Origin of the sequence: Nonomuraea sp. NPDC049725, from assembly GCF_040674795.1 — a bacterium.
Lineage (GTDB): Bacteria > Actinomycetota > Actinomycetes > Streptosporangiales > Streptosporangiaceae > Nonomuraea > Nonomuraea ceibae.
Window position 1 is genome coordinate 81,960 of record NZ_JBFANJ010000022.1, and the last position, 17,250, is coordinate 99,209.

At 73.9% G+C, this 17,250-nt stretch carries 14 protein-coding genes; 4 read left to right on the plus strand and 10 right to left on the minus strand.

Going from position 1 to position 17,250, the window contains the following annotated elements; all coding sequences use genetic code 11:
• The first annotated feature begins 7 nt into the window (after positions 1–7).
• Together AB0J53_RS39515 and AB0J53_RS39520 are read left to right on the plus strand one after the other, a co-directional pair.
• Complete coding sequence (locus tag AB0J53_RS39515; RefSeq protein WP_364182019.1) at positions 8–607, plus strand: TetR/AcrR family transcriptional regulator; 600 nt, start codon at positions 8–10, stop codon at positions 605–607.
• On the plus strand, positions 604–1,980 hold the full coding sequence (locus tag AB0J53_RS39520) for an MFS transporter (RefSeq protein ID WP_364182022.1): 1,377 nt from the start codon (positions 604–606) through the stop codon (positions 1,978–1,980). The genes AB0J53_RS39515 and AB0J53_RS39520 overlap by 4 nt, the downstream gene beginning before the upstream one ends.
• Here the strand turns inward: AB0J53_RS39520 and AB0J53_RS39525 are convergent.
• Positions 1,970–3,199 carry a cytochrome P450 gene (locus AB0J53_RS39525; RefSeq protein WP_308126103.1) on the minus strand — a complete coding sequence of 410 codons (1,230 nt, stop codon included), beginning with the start codon at positions 3,197–3,199 and terminating at the stop codon, positions 1,970–1,972. The genes AB0J53_RS39520 and AB0J53_RS39525 overlap by 11 nt on opposite strands.
• A gap of 67 nt (positions 3,200–3,266) precedes the next feature.
• On the opposite strand from AB0J53_RS39525, the gene AB0J53_RS39530 reads away from it, so the two are divergent.
• A complete protein-coding gene (locus tag AB0J53_RS39530) occupies positions 3,267–4,631 on the plus strand; it encodes an FG-GAP and VCBS repeat-containing protein (RefSeq protein ID WP_364182025.1) in 1,365 nt (454 codons plus the stop codon).
• Here AB0J53_RS39530 and AB0J53_RS39535 read toward each other — a convergent pair.
• The 6 genes from AB0J53_RS39535 to AB0J53_RS39560 form a co-directional block, all read right to left on the minus strand.
• Positions 4,616–5,965, minus strand: a complete 1,350-nt coding sequence (locus tag AB0J53_RS39535) for a HAMP domain-containing sensor histidine kinase (protein WP_364182028.1) — start codon at positions 5,963–5,965, stop codon at positions 4,616–4,618. The two genes, AB0J53_RS39530 and AB0J53_RS39535, sit on opposite strands and share 16 nt — an antisense overlap.
• Positions 5,966–6,226: 261 nt before the next feature.
• Positions 6,227–7,723: an alkaline phosphatase D family protein gene (locus tag AB0J53_RS39540; RefSeq protein ID WP_364182031.1), complete on the minus strand. Its 1,497-nt coding sequence runs from the start codon at positions 7,721–7,723 to the stop codon at positions 6,227–6,229.
• A gap of 69 nt (positions 7,724–7,792) precedes the next feature.
• The gene (locus tag AB0J53_RS39545) at positions 7,793–9,790 is read right to left on the minus strand and encodes a hypothetical protein (RefSeq protein ID WP_364182033.1); all 1,998 of its coding nucleotides are present in this window, start codon (positions 9,788–9,790) and stop codon (positions 7,793–7,795) included.
• Positions 9,783–11,564 carry an HSP90 family protein gene (locus AB0J53_RS39550; RefSeq protein WP_364182036.1) on the minus strand — a complete coding sequence of 594 codons (1,782 nt, stop codon included), beginning with the start codon at positions 11,562–11,564 and terminating at the stop codon, positions 9,783–9,785. Before AB0J53_RS39550 ends, AB0J53_RS39545 begins: the two co-directional genes overlap by 8 nt.
• A 42-nt stretch (positions 11,565–11,606) precedes the next feature.
• The gene (locus tag AB0J53_RS39555; protein ID WP_364182039.1) at positions 11,607–12,185 is read right to left on the minus strand and encodes an HAD family phosphatase; all 579 of its coding nucleotides are present in this window, start codon (positions 12,183–12,185) and stop codon (positions 11,607–11,609) included.
• On the minus strand, positions 12,182–13,000 hold the full coding sequence (locus AB0J53_RS39560; RefSeq protein ID WP_364182042.1) for a hypothetical protein: 819 nt from the start codon (positions 12,998–13,000) through the stop codon (positions 12,182–12,184). Before AB0J53_RS39560 ends, AB0J53_RS39555 begins: the two co-directional genes overlap by 4 nt.
• Positions 13,001–13,159: 159 nt before the next feature.
• On the opposite strand from AB0J53_RS39560, the gene arfB reads away from it, so the two are divergent.
• The gene (gene arfB / locus AB0J53_RS39565; RefSeq protein WP_219514028.1) at positions 13,160–13,567 is read left to right on the plus strand and encodes an alternative ribosome rescue aminoacyl-tRNA hydrolase ArfB; all 408 of its coding nucleotides are present in this window, start codon (positions 13,160–13,162) and stop codon (positions 13,565–13,567) included.
• 19 nt (positions 13,568–13,586) lie between these two features.
• Here the strand turns inward: arfB and AB0J53_RS39570 are convergent, their stop codons facing one another.
• The 3 genes from AB0J53_RS39570 to AB0J53_RS39580 all read right to left on the minus strand — a co-directional run bounded on the left by AB0J53_RS39570 (position 13,587) and on the right by AB0J53_RS39580 (position 17,181).
• Positions 13,587–14,138, minus strand: coding sequence for an NAD(P)H-dependent oxidoreductase (locus tag AB0J53_RS39570; RefSeq protein ID WP_219514038.1), 552 nt, complete (start codon positions 14,136–14,138; stop codon positions 13,587–13,589).
• A 115-nt stretch (positions 14,139–14,253) separates the two neighbouring features.
• Positions 14,254–16,233: an AarF/UbiB family protein gene (locus AB0J53_RS39575; protein WP_364182046.1), complete on the minus strand. Its 1,980-nt coding sequence runs from the start codon at positions 16,231–16,233 to the stop codon at positions 14,254–14,256.
• Positions 16,234–16,257: 24 nt separating this feature from the next.
• Positions 16,258–17,181 carry an acyl-ACP desaturase gene (locus tag AB0J53_RS39580; RefSeq protein ID WP_219514043.1) on the minus strand — a complete coding sequence of 308 codons (924 nt, stop codon included), beginning with the start codon at positions 17,179–17,181 and terminating at the stop codon, positions 16,258–16,260.
• Between the last annotated feature and the right edge of the window lie 69 nt (positions 17,182–17,250).

Here is a 17,250-nt window from a genome sequence, read left to right on the forward strand (position 1 = left end):
TGGCCCTATGCCCCGCATCTCCGCCGCCACCATCGGCGAGCACCGTGCCCAGACGCGCGACCGGATCCTGCAGGCCGTCTCGCGCCTGTCGAGGGTGCAGGGCATCGACGCCATCTCGATGACGGACGTGGCGGGCGAGGCCGGCATCACCCGCACCGTGCTCTACAACTACTACCCGGACAAGGCGGCGCTGCTGCTGGCGTTCGCCGAGCGGGTGACGAGTTACTTCATCGACAGTTACGAGCGCGGCCTGCCGGAGGATGCCTCGCCGGCCGACCGGCTGCGGGCGTTCGTGCGGCTGCAGCTCGAGGGGCTGCTGGCGCACCCGCATCCGGGGGCGGCCGATCTGGGCGCGGCGCTGGGGCCGGACGCCTACCAGCGGCTGGCCGAGCACGTGGCGCCGATGCAGCGGGTGCTGCTGGACATCCTCGACGGCGGCGTCGCCTCGGGTGACTTCCAGGTGGCCGACCGGGCGGCGACGAGCCGCATGATCCTGGCGGTGGTCGGCGCCGAGCGGGTTCCGCTGATCAGCGGCGCGGTCACGGTGGACCAGGCGGCCGAGGTGGTCTCCGGGTTCGTGCTGCGCGCGCTGGCGGCGCGGCGATGAGCCATCTGGCGATCAGGTCGGCGCAGGGCCGCTGGGTGCTCGCCGCCACGGTGCTCGGCTCGGGCCTGGCGATGCTCGACAGCACGGTGGTCAACGTGGCGCTGCCGTATCTGGGCGCGGAGCTGCGCACGGGCATGGCGGGGCTGCAGTGGACGGTCAACGCCTACACGCTGACGCTGGCGGGGCTGATCCTGCTGGGCGGCTCGCTGGGCGACCGCTACGGCCGGCGGCGGGTGTTCCTCGTCGGCACGGTCTGGTTCGCGCTGGCGTCGGCGCTGTGCGGGCTGGCGCCGAACATCGAGTTCCTGGTGGCCGCCCGCGCGTTGCAGGGGGTGGGCGGGGCGCTGCTCACGCCGGGCTCGCTGGCGATCATCCAGGCGTCGTTCGACCGCGCCGACCGGCCGCGTGCGATCGGCGTCTGGTCGGGGCTCGGCGGGGTGGCGAGCGCGGTGGGGCCGCTGCTGGGCGGGCTGATGGTGCAGACCGTGGGCTGGCGCTGGGCGTTCCTGATCAATCTGCCGTTCGCGGCGCTGGTGGTGCTGGTGACGGCGCGGCACGTGCCCGAGAGCCGCGACGAGTCCGCCACGGGCCGTTTCGACGTGCTGGGGGCGGCGCTGGCCGCGCTCGCGCTGGCGGGGATCACGTACGGGCTGATCGAGCTGGGCGCGCCGGTGGTGCTGGGCGCGGGCGTGGCGCTGGGCGTGGCGTTCGTGTGGCTGGAGCGGCACAGGTCGCCTGACGCGCTGGTGCCGGTGGGGCTGTTCCGCAGCCGGGTGTTCAGCGCGGTGAACGTCGTGACGCTGATCATGTACGGCGCGATGGGCGTGGTGTTCTTCCTGCTGGCGGTGCAGCTCATCGTGGTGTCGGGGTTCACGCCGGTGGCGGCGGCCTCGGCGCTGCTGCCGGTCACGGTGCTGATGCTGGTGCTGTCGCCGCGGGCGGGCGACCTGGCCAAGCGCGTCGGGCCGCGGCTGCCGATGACGTGCGGCATCGCGCTGGCGGGCGTGGGGTTCGTGTGGATGAGCACGATCGGTCCCGGGGCCTCGTACGTGCTCCAGGTGCTGCCGGCGGTCACCGTGTTCGGGCTCGGCCTGTCGGCGGCGGTGGCGCCGCTGACGGCGACCGTGCTGGCCACGGTCGACGACCGCTACGCGGGCACGGCGAGCGGGATCAACAACGCGGTGGCGCGCACCGGCGGGCTGCTCGCGGTGGCGGCGGTGCCGCCGCTGGTGGGCCTGGTCGGCGACGCGTTCCAGAACGCGCCGGTGTTCGACGCCGGGTTCCGGCAGGCGATGCTGATCAGCGCGGGGATGATGGCGGTGGCCGCGCTGATCACCGCGGTCTCGATCCGGGAGAACGTGCTCAGAACGTGAACGCCTGCCTGCGGACGCTGTTGTCGAAGTTGGACACCAGCAGCTCGGGCTCGCCGACGGAGCGGATCTCCGGCAGCCGGGTCAGCAGCTCGCGGAACATCGTGCGCATCTCCTGGCGGGCCAGGTTGGCGCCGAGGCAGAAGTGCGGGCCGGGGCCGCCGAAGCCGACGTGCGGCTTGGTGTCGCGGGTGATGTCGAACCGGTCGGCATCCGGGAAGACCGACTCGTCCCGGTTGGCGGAGCCGTAGAAGAGCACGACCTTGTCGCCCTTCTTCAGCTCCAGGTCGCGCAGCGCGCAGTCCTCGGTGACGGTGCGGCGGAACTGCATGATCGGTGAGACGTAGCGGACCATCTCCTCGACGGCGCCGGCGATGTGCGCGTCGAAGTCGCTCATCAGCAGCTCGCGCTGGGCCGGGTTGTCGGTGAGGAGCTTGATGCCGTGGGCCATGGTGTTGCGTGCGGTCTCGTTGCCGGCCACCAGCAGCAGCGCGAAGAACGAGCCGAGCTCGCGGTCGGTGAGCTTCTCGCCGTCGGGGTTGGCGGTGACGAGCAGGGAGATCAGGTCGCCCTTGGGGTCGGCGGCGCGCTCGTGCCCGAGCTTGATCACCATGCGCTGGAGGGCGAGCAGGGCCAGCATGTTCTGCCCGGCGAGCTGGACGCTGCGGGCCAGGCTGGGCCGGACGCCGGTGTAGGCGGTGGAGACGTCGACGTGCTGGTGGACCTTGGCCCGCAGCTCGGCGGGGATGTCGAGCATGTCGCAGATGACGTGGATGGGGAGCCGGGCGGCGATCTGGGAGACGAAGTCGCGCGGCCCCTCCTTGACGGCGTCGTCGACGATGCGGGCGCACGCGGCCTCGATGCCGGACTGCAGCCCGGCGAGCATGCGCGGGCTGAACGACCGGGTGACGATGCGGCGCAGCCGGGCGTGCCGGGGGTCGTCCATGTTGACCATGGACTCGCCGAACACCTGCTTGACCCAGCCGGGCGGCTCGGGGTTGGTCACGGCCGGCTCGCTGGAGAACAGCTTGGCGTTGCGGCTGGCCTCGACCACGTCGGCGTGGCGCACCAGGGCGTAGAAGCCCTTGCCGGACCGCAGGAACGGCACCTTCTTCTCCGGGAAGAACACCGGCCGGTCCAGATCGCGGAGCCGGGCGAACGCCTCGTGTCGTTCTTTGAGTGGCTTGCGCCAGAAGTCGAGATCGGCGAGGTCGATGTCCACATGCCTATCCTGGCACGTTCCCGTGGAGTTAAGACCGGGTTCGGCTGGTGCGGACATTCCTAGAGGTATGAACGCTCTGCTGGCCGCCTGCCTGCTCCTCCCCCTCGCCGCCGGTACGGCCCCCGCCCAGGTGGCGCGGTGTTCCGGGACGCCGTCGGACTTCGACGCCGACGGCCGCCCGGACGTGGCGGTGGCGGCCCCGTACGACGACCGCAGGGCCGGTTCCGTGACGATCCTGTACGGGTCGGGCGAGCGGGTGAAGCTCGTCCAGGACGGCGCGGAGCCGGGTGACGCGTTCGGGTCGGCGCTGGCGACGGGCGACTTCGACGGCGACGGCTGCGCGGACCTGGCGGTGGGGGTGTCGGAGGAGTTCACGGGCGAACGGGTGCCCGCCGCCGACGGCAACGGCGTCGTGCAGCTCTACCACGGCTCCCCCGGCGGGTTGCGGCCCGGCGAGGAGCTGGCTCCGGCCCGGCCGTCGAGCGACCGGTTCGGGGCGTCGCTGGCCGCCGGGGACCTGGACGGGGACGGGCGCGACGAGCTGGCGGTGGGCGCTCCGGGCCTGCGTGGCGGGGGCGGCGTCACCGTGTACTGGATGAAGGGCCGCAAGCCGTACCTGATCAGTCAGCGGACGGGGTGGGTGCGGCAGGCGGCGCGGGCGACCGACCAGTGGGGCGAGTCGCTGGCGACGGGCGACTTCGACGGCGACGGCCGCGACGAGCTGGTGGCCGGCGCGCCGTCCGACAGCGTGACCCGGGACGGGCAGGGCTCGGTGACGGTGCTGGACGTGCGGCGGCAGCGGGCGCTGCGGATCACGCAGAGCTCGCCGGGGATCAAGGGGAGCGCGGAGAAGTGGGACGGGTTCGGGGCGGCGCTGGCGACGGGCGACTTCGACGCCGACGGCCGCGCCGACCTGGCGGTGGGCGTGCCGGGCGAGGGGCTGACGGCGAACCAGCGGGCGATGGACTACGGCGACGGCGCGCTGCACGTGCTGTACGGGACGCGCGCCGGGCTGCGGGGCGCCAGGTCGGAGATGTGGACGCAGACGCTGCTCAAGGGCACGCCGCGCTACTTCGACCGGTTCGGCGCGTCGCTGGCGGCCGGGGACTTCGACGGCGACGGGGACGACGAGCTGGCCGTCGGCGTGCCGGGCGAGAACGCGGTGCAGGTGCTGGCCGGGGGGCCACGCGGGGGCCTCGCCCGGCACGGCGACGTGCTGATCAAGGGGAAGGGCTGGTCGGTGTCGGCGCTGCCGGCCACCGGCGGGCTGCGTGCCCTGGCCGATCGCCCGCCGCTGGACGGGCTGGTGGTGGCCGCGCCCGATCGGGGCGTGGTGACGTACGTGCCGGGCGCGCGTGAGCGCGGCCTGCGCCCGGGCCGGGCGCGCGAGCTGGGCTCCGGCGAGGGCCTGTACGGTTACGCGATCGGCTGAGACCCGGGCTGCCGGTCCGGCCGGTGGGGCAGCGTGACCGTGAAGACGGCGCCCTTGCCCGGCTCCCCCGCCGCCGCGATCGTGCCGCCGTGCGCCTCCACCAGCGTGGCCGCGATCGCCAGGCCCAGCCCGGAGCCGCCGCTGCTGCGCGCCGGGTCGGCGCGGTAGAAGCGCTCGAACACCCGCTCGGCCACCTCCGGCGCGAACCCGGGCCCCTCGTCGGCGACCTCCAGCACCGCCAGGCCGTCGCGGACGCCCACCCCGATCCGGAACGGCGTCCCGTCCGGGGTGTGCGCGAGCACGTTCCCCACGAGGTTGCCGACCACCTGGCCGAGCCGTGACTCGTCGCCGGTGACGAGCACCGGGCCGTCGCCGCCGTCCAGCCGGACCAGCTCGACGTCGCGGTCCGGCGTCAGCGTCCGCGCGTCGATCACCGCCGTGGCGGCCAGGCTGAGCAGGTCGACCGGCCGCCGGGCGAGCGCGCGCCGCTGGTCGAGCCGGGCCAGCAGCAGCATGTCCTCCAGCAGCAGCCCCATCCGGGCGGCCTGCCCCTCGATCCGCTCCAGCAGCCGCACCGCCTCCCCCAGGTCCTGGTTCTCGCCCAGGCGGTACAGCTCGGCGAACCCCCTGATGGAGGTGAGCGGCGTGCGCAGCTCGTGCGAGGCGTCGGCCATGAAGCGGCGCATCAGCTCCTCCGAGCGGCGCGCGGCGGTGGCCGACTCGCGGGCCGACTCGGCGGCGGCCTCGCGCTCGCGGGCGGCGCGCTCGATCTGGCCGAGCATGCCGTTGAGCGCCCGGCCGAGCTTGCCGACCTCGGTGGTGCCGGCCCACTGCGGCACCCGGCGCGACAGGTCGCCGCCCGCGATGTCGCCGGCCGTACGCTCGATCTCGCCGAGCGGGCGCAGGCTGCGGCGCACCAGCCAGTGGCAGGCGAACCCGAGCACCAGCAGCGTCCCGCCACCGCCCGCCGCGACGATGACGCCGAGCTGCGAGACGGTGGCGTCCACGTCGCCCAGGCTGATCGCGATCACCCGGCTGCCGCCGTCGCGCCGGGGCACGGCCACCACCCGCCAGCCGGGGTCGTCCGCGCCGCGCGACCGGACGGTGAACGGGCGGCCCGCCCGGCGGGCGACCTCGGCCGTGGTGAGCGGCGGCAGGTCGGGCAGGTGGCTCTCGGTCGACTCGGCGAGCGTGCGCGTGACCGTGCCGCCGGGGTCGACGAGCACCTGGTGGAACAGTCCGTAGAAGCGCTGCGGCCGGGCCTGCGGCTGCGGGTCGAGCGCGGGCGGCATCGCCCGCCACGCGCCTCCGGCCGCGCGCAGCTGGTGGTCCACCCGCTCGACCAGTTAGCCGCGCAGCAGCCGGACCGCGAACAGTCCCGTCGCCGTGACGGCCACCGTGACCAGGAGCAGCGTGACGGAGACGAGCCGCAGCCACAGCGGGGCGCGGGCCAGGTGCCGCCTCATCCCCGCGGCGGGCGCGCGACGCCGGCCCTGGGGGTGGGGGTGACCGTGGCTGGGGGACCGTCCATGTCACCCAGGTATACCGTCCCTTTCTCCCGTTTTCCCACGGTTCGGGGCGTTGACAGCGGACGTTCAGGCGCCGGGGTCCGCCGGGATCGTGACCCGGTGAGAGGTACGGGCGCGGGCCCCCCGGCGCGAGACCCGGTCGAGCGTGCGGAAGTCGGCGTCGAGGCCGTCACGGGTGAGCCGGGCCATGATGTAGCCGCGCCGCTGGTCGATGTAGGCGATGTGCGGGTTCTCGGCCAGCGACTCGGCGATCCAGGCGGAGTCGCGGTAGCCGTCTCCGTCGCTGGCGATCGAGGTCGTGACGAGCTCGCGGGCGACGACGGGCGAGTCGGGGTCGTCGAAGTCGGTCTTGAGGTCGGCCAGGTGGTGCATGTGGGCGTCACCGGTCAGGACGACCGGGTTGGAGGTGCGGGCGAGCGAGGTCAGCAGGCGGGTGCGCTCGGGGGCGTAGCCGTCCCAGGAGTCCAGGTTCACCTCGCGGCCGGGGCCCGTCCGGTAGTCGCGGTGGGTCATGAGGATCTGCTGGCCGAGCAGGTTCCAGCGGGCGGGCGAGCCGCGCAGGCCCTCCTCCAGCCAGCGCCACTGGCCGTCGCCGAGCAGGGTGCGCTCCGGCGACAGCCGCTCGTCGCAGCCGGCCCGTACGCCGTCCTGGCACGCCTGGTCGTCGCGGAACTGCCGGGTGTCGAGCAGGTGGAAGCGGGCCAGGCGCCCCCAGGAGACGCGGCGGTTGACGCGCAGGCGGGCGCCGTCGAGGCTGGCGCGGCGCAGCGGCATGTTCTCGTAGTAGGCGCGGAAGGCGTCGGCGCGGCGGCGGGCGAAGGCCGGGGCGCCGGTGCTGGAGACCGGCCCCGCCCAGTTGTTCTCCACCTCGTGGTCGTCGAAGGCCACCAGCCACGGCGCGGCCGCGTGGGCGGCCTGCAGGTCGCGGTCGCTCTTGTACTGGGCGTGCCGCAGCCGGTAGTCGGCGAGCGTGGCGCACTTGCCCGGCGTGTGCGAGCGGACCCGCCCGGCCAGCGCGGTGTAGCCGCTGGGACCGTACTCGTACAGGTAGTCGCCTAGGAACAGCACCAGGTCGGGCTCCTGCTCGGCCAGGCGGCGGTAGGCGGTGTAGTAGCCGTGCTCGTAGTGGGCGCACGCCGCCACCGCGAACGCGAGCGGCGTCTCCGCGCCCTCGGCGGGCGTGGTCCTGGTGCGGCCCTCGGGCGACAGCCTGCCCTCGCTGCGGAACCGGTAGAAGTACTCGCGCCCGGGTTCCAGGCCGGTCAGCTCGACGTGCACGCTGTGGGCGGCCGACCGGCGGGCCGTGGCGGTGCCGGAGCGGACGATCCGGGTGAACCGCTCGTCGGCGGCCACCTGCCAGTCGACGTCCACGTCCCGCGCGGGCATGCCGCCCAGCCCGGCGCCGCCGAGCGGGTCGAGAGCCAGGCGGGTCCACAGCACGAACCCGTCCGCGCCCGGGTCACCGGACGCGACGCCGAGCGTGAACGGGTCGGCTTTGAGAGTTCTGGAGGGAGATGCGAGAAAGGTCGCGGGCACCGCCGCGAGGAAGGATCTGCGGTCCACGATCCAGGTATGTCCGGCAACGCTGACCCCGCCGTGACAGCGGCGTCACGGGCAGGTGAACAGCGCCGGTCAGTCGGACAGCGATTCGAGCAGGTCGCGGGCCCGCTCCACGCCGTCCTCGTCCTCCAGCTCGGCGAAACGCCGGGCGGCCTCCTCGCACAGCTCCGCGGCGCGGGCCGCATCCTCGTACCAGTCCAGGACCGTCGCCTCGTCGTACGCCAGCTCGGCCAGGTCGCGGGCCGCCTCCGCCGGATCGGCGGCCGACAGCGCCTCCCGGGCCTCCGCGTACGCGCGCAGCGAGGTGGCGAGGTCGCTGGTCGAGTAGTAGACGCACTTCGCGGCCCTCGCCAGCGACCGGCCCGCCTCCAGCGGATCGCCCGCCGCCCGGTGCAGGGCCGCCGCCTCGGCGTAGGCGCGGGCCGCCTCCCGGTCGTCGTCCCGCTCGGCCAGGCGGTCGGCCAGCTCCGTCAGCGACGCCGGGTCGCGCAGCAGCTTCAGCGTCTCCAGCTCCCGCTCGGCCTCCCCCAGCTCGCGCAGCGCCGCGGCCAGCGTCCTGCGGGCCGCGTCCCGCTGCTCGCCGTCCGGGAGCGCCGCCACGGCCTCCTCGGCCGTCTCCGCCGCGTCCAGCACCCGGCCCGTGAGCAGGTACGCCCGCGCCAGGTCCACCCTGGCCAGCGCCGCCCGCCCCCGGTCCCCCAGCCCCGCGAACCCCGCGACCGCCTCCGCCAGCTCCCCCACGGCCGCCTCCACCCCCGAAGCCGAGCCACCCACCGCACGGACGGCGCCCTCCGGGGACGGTGCCGCTCCGCTCACGGACGCGCCGCCCTCCGGGGACGGCTCACCCGCCGAGGCGGGTGCATCCCCCGAGGGGGCGGTTTCCGTGGGTGGGGTGGAGGTGGAGAAGGCGGTGGGGGTGGGGAGGAGGGCGGCGCCCCGGCGCCAGTGGGTGTGCGGGGAGCCGGTGGTGGCGGGGCGGTGGTGGGCGACGAGGGGGAGGTGGCCGGCCAGCGGGGTGGCGGCGAGCAGGGCTTCCAGGCGCCGGGTGGAGGTGTCGTTGCCGTTGCGGGCGTCGAAGCGGGCGGCGATCTCGCGGGCCCCGGCCTCCATCGTGGCGCGCAGTTCGGGGACGGGGACGTCGCGGCCGGCGCGGTGGACGGTGAGGTGGCCGTGGCCGGTCTCCTCCAGGCGGCGCAGCAGCAGCGCGGCGCAGCCCATGAAGCGCCGCGCGTCGGAGGGGGACGGCGGCCGCTCCAGCAGCGGGAGTTCGCGTTGCAGGATCTCCAGCCCGCGCGCCTCGTTGCCGGTGAGCGCGCAGAACTCCATGTGGTCGCCGAAGTCGTCCAGGTAGGCGATGTTGCCCTGGACGAGCCGGTAGGCGCGCCGGTGGGCCTGGACGGCCTCGCGGTGACGGCCGGTGCGCACGTAGGGCAGCATCAGCGTGGTGAGGATGCCCTGGGGCTGCACCTCGCAGGTGGTCTCGCCCTGAAGGATGGGCTGGGCGGCGGCGATGGCGTCCTCGTCGCGGCCGAGGTGGACGAGGGCGGCGGCGGTGGAGTCGGTGTCGCACGCCTCGCAGTCGGACAGGCTGTCGCGGGGCGTGGTGCGCCAGCGGTGGAACCATTCGCGGGTGGCGTCGTCGTCGCCGAGGTGCAGGGCGATGAAGCAGCGCTTGGCGTGCACGGCGTGCAGCAGGTCGCCGGCCTGGCGGTAGCGGCGTTCCATGTCGTCGATGGCGTCGAGGGCGCGGCGCAGCGGGATCTCGGGGAAGCGCCGCATGTCGGCGATGATCCACTTGAAGTGCCAGAGCAGTTCGCGGGTCTCCCAGTGGCCCCAGCGGCCGGGTTCGGCGTCGTGGTCGGCGAGGTTGCGGGAGAAGACGGTGAACGCCTTCACGGGCTCGCCGCCGTACTGGTAGGCCTGGGTGAGGTCGAGCCGGGCGCGCACGATGAGGGCGTGCTCGCGCCGCGCCTCGGCCTCGCGCAGCGCGCGTTCGGCGAGGACGGTCCTGGCTTCTCCGTACGGCATCGCGCCGGCCTCGCTGAGCAGCGCCTGGACGTCCTCAGTCATGGGTGCCTCCCTGGACGGCCCAGTCGAGCAGGCCGAGGAACGAGCGGTTGAGCGTGGCGGTGTCGGCGGGGCGCAGCGGGTGGTGCCCGTGCAGGAGCGCCATGCCGTACAGCGCTTCGACGGCCGTGGCGGCGAGGGTGAGGTCGGGCAGGCCGGTGACGCGGCGGACGAGGGGGTTGCGGTGGTTGAGCACGAGCCTGGGCCGGTCGGCGGCGACGCTGCGTTCGAGGGCGCCGAGGACGTCGGCCCACAGCGCGTCGCCGGTGTCGCGGGCCTCGCGCAGGTCGGCGTGGTGCTGGGCGGCGCGGCTGGTGAGGTAGAGGGCGGGCAGCGAGGCGGGGTCGAAGTCGCGCAGCACGACCTCGCAGCCGAGCGGGTCGAGGGCGCGGGCGGCGGCGGTGAGGAAGGGGCGGGCGCGCAGTTCGGCGTCGGGGTCGGCGGGGCCGAGGTGGGTGGCGAGTTCGGCGGGTTCGAGGCGGTCGAGGACGGCGCCGGGGTCGATGCGGCGCAGCCGGGCGAGGATCTCGCTGTCGTAGACGTAGCCGCCGTTGACGAGGCCGACGCCCTGGGCGCCGGAGACGGCGGCGAGCTGGCGGAACTCGTCGACGCTGGTGGTGTAGCGCCCGCCGGGGTGGCGCAGGCGGAACTGGGCGAGGGTCATCGGCCCGGAGCTGGTCTCGTACTCCAGCCACTGGTCGACCAGGCGCAGCATGTCGTCGTCGTGCAGGGCGAGCGCCTTGACGCCGAGGTGGTGCAGGTTGAGGAAGGCGCGCAGCCCGGCGGGGTCGGTCTCGGCCAGGCGCACCAGCCAGGCGCGCAGGCGGCGGCCGAGCTCTTCGCGGGTGTGGTCGAGCAGGTCGTCCTCGTAGAGGGCTTCGCGGCTGGCGGTGGGGCGCAGTTCGGCGGCGTCGACGACGCAGCGGGCGAAGAACGCCCAGTCGGGCAGCAGCCCGTCGGCCGTCTCGGTGAGCAGCATGCGTTTGAGGTAGACGCGGTGGGTGCCGCGCACGGCGGGGTTGGCGGGGGCGGGCAGGATGTAGGCGACGCCGGTGAGCCCGGCTTCGGGCACGTTGAGGTCGACGACGTCGAGCGGGACGAAGCCGAACAGTTCCTCGCAGTGCGCCTGCAGGGCGCGGCGGCGGGCGTCGGGCGAGGGGTGGGCGGCCCGCCAGGGCGGGGTGCCGAGGGTGGTGCGGCGGCCGTTGACGGTGACGTCGACGGGCAGCAGTGAGCCGTAGAGTTCGGCGAGTTCGGCGACGGTGCGGGGGGCGGCCCATTCGGCGGCGTCGTGGCGGGTGCGCAGGGTGACGGTGGTGCCGGGTTCGGCGCGGTCGGCGGGGGCGAGCTCGACGCGGTAGCGGCCGTCGGAGCGGCCGGTCCACAGCACGGTGGGGCCGCCCTTGGCCGACCGGGTCTCGACGGAGATCTCGTCGGCGACGAGGAACCCGGACAGCAGGCCGATGCCGAACTGGCCGAGGAACTCGTGCCGGGCGAAGCCGAGCTCGTCGCGTTTGGAGGAGCGGCCGATGGTGGCCAGCAGCGCGTGGACCTCGTCCTCGGTCAGGCCGATGCCGGTGTCGCGGACGCTGATGAGCCCGCCGGTCGCCTCGATGGTGACGGTGGCGGGCGCGTCGGGGTCGGCGGCGCGCCGGGCGGTGATCGCGTCGGCCGCGTTCTGCAGGAGTTCGCGCACGTAGACGCGGGGGCTCGAGTACAGGTGGCGGCTGAGGAGATCGACCACGCCGCGCAGGTCCACTTGGAAGGCGTTGTCCACGCGGCACACCATAGATCACATAACCGACATTCCGCCCCGGGTTTAGGCCAGCAGCTCCCGCAGGCCGGCCGCGCCGGTGTAGAGGACTCCGGTCATGCCGGCCGCCTCGGCGCCCGCCACGTTGTCGGGCCGGTCGTCGACGAAGACCGCCTCGGCCGGGTCGGTCCCGAGCGCGCGGGCGACCTCGTCGTAGATCTCCCGGCCGGGTTTGACCAGGCCCATCCTGGCGCTGTAGAAGCGGTGCGGGATGGCGGCGATCCAGGGCAGCCGGTCGATGCCGTCGGCGGTCTCGGCGGGCGCGTTCGACAGCAGCGCCACGCCGCGCCCGGCGGCCAGCAGCTCGCCGAGCAGCGCGACCGCGCCGGCGTCGGGGTGGGACCAGCTCGCCACGTCCATCGCGACGAGCCGCGCCGACTCCTCACCGGGCACGTCGCGGCCGAGCACCGCCGACCAGTAGGCGGGGGCGGTCAGCACGCCCCGGTCGAAGTCGAGGCGGTGCTTCCAGTAGCCGAGGCGGAAGGCCGCCGGGTCGGCTCCGGCGGCGGCCGCCATCGCGTCGACCTCGGCCTCGGGCTGGGCCAGGGACAGGACGTTGCCGTAGTCAAAGATGATCCACTTCATACGAGAAATGGTCGCAGATGCGGATGGATCGCCGGGCAGCCCAGGTATTTCTCGGCCGTGTGGAAGTCGATCCAGTCGAGGTTGACCAGCTCCTCGACGTCGATGCCGGTGAAGCTGCCGGCGAGGTCGGGCGGGATGGCGGCGATGTCGTCCTTGTCGGCGATGTTCACCCAGCGGGCCACGCCCTCGGGGCGGCTGCCCCGGCCGTTGATGGGCGCGGGCAGCAGCCGCTCGAAGACGACGTGGCGCATGCCGAGCGGGCTGCCGAGCGTGATGAGCAGATCGGTCCGCAGGTCGGGGTTGGCCCAGAAGGTCTCGTAGGCGACGACGCTGCCGAGCGAGTGGGCGATCACCACGTCCGGCCGGTTCTTCCGGATGGTCTGGGCCACGACGCGCTGGGTCTCGCTCCGTTTGGCGGCGTCGGTCAGGTAGGTGGCCACCTCGGGCGCGAACAGCTCGGCGAACGCGGCCGAGCGGCCGTCGAGCTTGTCGAGCAGCCAGCCGGTGAACGACTTCAGCGCGCCGGTCAGGTGCTCGCCGAGCCCCAGGTTGCGGGCCCACCCGGCGAGCACCCGCTCCCGGGCCTCGGCCACCGCCGCGGCCTCGCGCGGGCTGCCGGGCGGCCCCTCGTGCAGCAGGTGGGAGAAGTAGGCGACCTCGCTGAAGTAGCGGCGCTCCGGCCCGCCGCCGCACGCGGCGTGCAGGTAGCGGTCCCATTTGGCGCGCATCGCCTCGGCCGCGCCCGCCGCGGAATGCCCTGCGTCGACGTAGTAGTTGTACTTGCCGATGCCGTGCACACCGACGATGCCCGCCACAGCCGCTCCCCTCGCCCCGTTGCTCTCGCGCGACTCTGGCATACGCCGTCCGCGCCGGGCCAGTCAACCGGTGACGGGAAATGCGCTTGCCGCGCGCGGGGGGCGGGCGGATACGGTGGTGTTCCGTAGCGAGACGGAACGAGGAAGGAGGAAGCGCTCATGCCGGGCCCACTGGTCGTCAACGACGCGGTCGTCATCCCCGACGCCGAGCTCGTCTGGCGCTTCTCGCGTTCCTCGGGACCGGGCGGCCAGGGCGTCAACACCACCGACAGCCGGGTGGAGCTGACCTTCGACGTGGCCGCGTCCACCGCGTTCTCCGAGCCGCTGCGCGCCCGCGCGCTGGACCGCCTCGGCGCGCCGACGATCACGATCGCCGCCTCCGAGCACCGTTCCCAGCTGCGCAACCGTGAGGCCGCCGAGCAGCGGCTCGCCCAGCGCATCCGGGAGGCCATCGCGCCGCCGCCCAAGCGCCGCCGCCCGACGAAGCCCAGCCGGGGTTCGGTCGAGCGCCGCATCGCGGCCAAGAAGCACCGCTCCGACGTCAAGCGCCTGCGCCGCGACATCTGACGAGCCAGGGTCCATACGGCTAGCCCGGCGTGAGCACGGGCTCCCTGAGCCGCACGGTGAGCTGGACGGCCGGGCAGAGCTGGGCGACCACCTCGCGCACCTGGGCGCGCAGGTCGCGGGCCCACAGCCGCCCGTCGTCGTCGAAGTGCGGGCAGACCGGCGAGATGACCAGCTCGGCCCCCATGACCACGGCCCCGGCGGCCATCAGCTCCTTGTACAGCTCGGCCTGGGCCCACATCGCGCCGCACGCGCGGGCGCTGGCGCACATGACGGCCACGTGCTTGCCCGCGAGCGCCCCGCTCTCCGACAGCCAGGCCAGCGCGTACTCCAGCTCGGCGGGCAGCAGGCTGTGCTCGGGCGCGGTGATGACCACCGCGTCGGCCTCCTCGACGAGCGCGAGCAGCTCGCGCACGGCGCGCGGGGCGGGCCCGCCGGTGCAGGGGGGCGTCTCCCCCAGCCCCGGCCAGGCCTCGAAGCGGGCGCCGGGCGGCAGCTCGCCGCGCACCGCTTCCAGCAGCCTGTTGATGTACGAACCCGCGTGGAGGCTGGCGGCGATCCCGATGACTTTCACCCACTACTCCCCAGGCGGTCTTGGTGTAGGGCCGGTAGTCGGAAACCTGCCCGATGCCGTGGTTGTCCAAGACCATCCCCAGGTCAAGAGGATGCCCGGGTTGTCGCTTCCGTCGTCAGAGGGTGTCGCGCGGCCGCCGGAAGATCAGCACGAGCACGCGGAGCACGAGGATGGCGCAGATCACCAGCAGGTTGTAGCCGATCAGCTCGAACAGTCCCAGGTCGAGCTGGGCGCTGACGACGGGCCCGCCCTCGGTGCCGATCAGCAGCACCGCCATCAGCCCGGCGGTGGCGCCGAGCACGGTGAGCAGCACCTGGTGCAGCAGCCCGGTGACGAAGCGGCGGTCGCGCTCGTCGGCGAGCAGGCGCACGTTGAGCCCGAGGCGGCCGTGCTCGACGGCGCTGGCGATGCGCTCGACGCGGCGCGGCAGGCGGCGCAGCATGGGCAGCAGGGCGGCGATCTCCTGGGTGGCGGCTTCCTTGAGCGTGCCGCCGTCGAGTTTCTCGGCCAGGTAGCGGCCGGCGAACGCGCGGGCCTCGCCGATGAGGTTGAAGCCGGGCGAGAGCCGTACGAGCGTGCCCTCCAGGGTGGCCAGCGCGCGGAAGACGGCGGCGACCTCGGGCGGGATGGACAGCCCGTACGCGGAGACGATCTTGAACAGGTCGGTGAACATCTGGGCGCTGTCGAGGCCGGGCGCCAGGTGCTTGGCCATGAACTGGCCGAGCGCCCGCTCCAGGGCGGCCTCGTCGATGTCCTCGGGACGCGGGACGACCTCCAGCAGGGCGTCGGTGACGCCGAGCGGGTCCTGGCGGTTGAGGGCGAGCAGGAAGCGCTGCAGCGCCGAGCGGATGGAGCCGTCGAGGCGGCCGACGCTGCCGAAGTCGAGCAGGCCGAGCGTGCCGTCGTCGAGCAGCATGAGGTTGCCGGGGTGCGGGTCGGCGTGGAAGACGCCCTCGACGAGGATCTGGCGAAGCAGGCAGTCGAGCAGGTCGCGGGCAAGCGCGGGGGCCTGTTCGGGGGTGGCGGTGGTGACCGGCCTGCCGTGGAGGCGCTGCATGACCAGGACGCGTTCGGTGCACATGGCGGCGACGGGGGCCGGGTAGGTGACGCCGCCGCCGTTGGAGGCGGCGACGGCCGCCATGTTGGCCGCCTCGACGCGGAAGTCGAGCTCCTCGCGGATGGCGGCGGCGAACCCCTCGGCCAGGTCGCGCATGCCGAGCGAGCGGCCCCAGCGGGTGCGTGACTCCAGGGTGGCGGCCAGCCGCCGGACGATGTCGAGGTCGCGGGCCACGGTCCGGCCGATGCCGGGCCGCTGCACCTTGACCACGACGCTCTCGCCGCTGTGCAGGCGGGCGGTGTGGGCCTGGCCGATGGAGGCGGCGGCGAGCGGGGTGCGGTCGAAGGCGGCGAACACGGTGTCGACCGGCCCGCCGAGCTCGGCGGCCAGCACCGGCTCGATCTGCTCCCAGGGGGCGGGCGCGACCTGGTCCTGAAGGCGGCCGAGCTCGTCGGTGAACTCGGCCGGCAGCAGGTCGCGCCGGGTGGACAGCACCTGCCCGAGCTTGACGAACGTGACGCCGCCGTCCTCCAGGGCGGCGCGCAGCGAGCGTGCCAGCCGGACCTTGCCGGTGCGGTCGTCGAGGCGGTCGCCCCGGCCGCGCAGGTAGGGGCCGAGGCCGTGGCGCACGGCGATCCTGGTGATCTGCGAGTAGCGGCGGCCCCGGGAGATCCGGCCGCGCAGCGACCGGAAGAACTCCAGCGGCCCGGGGATGGACCCGGGCGGGATCAGCGCCTCGGCCAGCACCAGGATGACCATCGGGATGAGCACGACGCACATCACGATGAGGAACAGCACCCACAGGGCGCCGATCCCCGGGTCCTCGGCCGCCGTCGGGCCGCCGCCGGGCGGCCGCTCGCCGAACGACGCGAGGATCGGCGACAGCAGCGGCTGGGCGAGCGTGAAGGCCACCAGGCCGGCCAGGAAGGTGCGGATCGCGCCGAACCTGACGTCCAGCAGCCGCTGCGCCACCACCGCCAGCGCGATGATCATCAGCAGCGCGAAGAACGAGAAGAACAGGCTCAGGGGGAGATCCATAGGGACAGATCCTCCCATGCCGGGTCAGCCCCGGGCGCGTGCCTTGCGCTCCTCGCGGCGGGCGACGAACCGGGCGGCCGTGGTCTCGGCCTTGGCCAGGAACGCGGCCAGCTCCTCGCGCGCCTGCTCGCCCTCGGGGCCGAGCCCGCCCTTGTCGAACACGCTCCACTGGCGCAGCACCGGCATGAGCACGTCGTCGAGGTGCAGGCGCAGGTCGTAGATGCCCTCGTGGGCGATCGTCATGGCCATCCGGGTGAAGCCGGCGATGTTGGAGCCGGGCATCTGGAAGGTGGTGACGACGTCGGTGACGGCCCGCATGGTCTGGTCCGGGTCCAGCTCGAAGGCGGCCTTGAGCAGGTTGCGGTAGAAGAGCATGTGCAGGTTCTCGTCGGCGGCGATGCGGGCCAGCAGCCGCTCGCAGCCCTCCTCGCCGGAGGCCCTGCCGGTGTTGCGGTGGGCGATGCGGGTGGCCAGCTCCTGGAAGGAGACGTAGGCGAGCTGCTGCAGCATCGTGCCGTACTCGGTGACGAAGCCGCTCTGCATGTGCGACATGCGGGCCCGCTCCAGCGCGACGGGGTCGACCGCGCGGGTGACGGTCAGGTAGTCGCGGATCGCGGTGCCGTGGCGGTCCTCCTCGGCGGTCCAGCGGTGCACCCAGGTGCCCCACGCGCCGTCACGCCCGAACGTGCTGGCGATCTCGTGGTGGTAGCTGGGCAGGTTGTCCTCGGTGAGGAGGTTGACGATGAGCGAAACGCGGGCGGGTTCCGGCAGTTTGGAGTCGCCCTCCTGCCAGGCCTGGCCGCCGTAGGGGCCGTCGAAGTCGCGCCCCTCGCTCCACGGGATGTACTCGTGCGGGAACCACTCCTTTGCCACTTTCTCGTGGCGGTCGAGCTCGCCGGCCACCACCGGCTCCAGCTCGTGCAGCAGCTGCGTCTGGGTCATCGCCATGCAAGGATCCTCTCCCTCAAGGTTACGGCACCGTAGGTTAGATTACCGGAAAGACATACAGGTCAAATA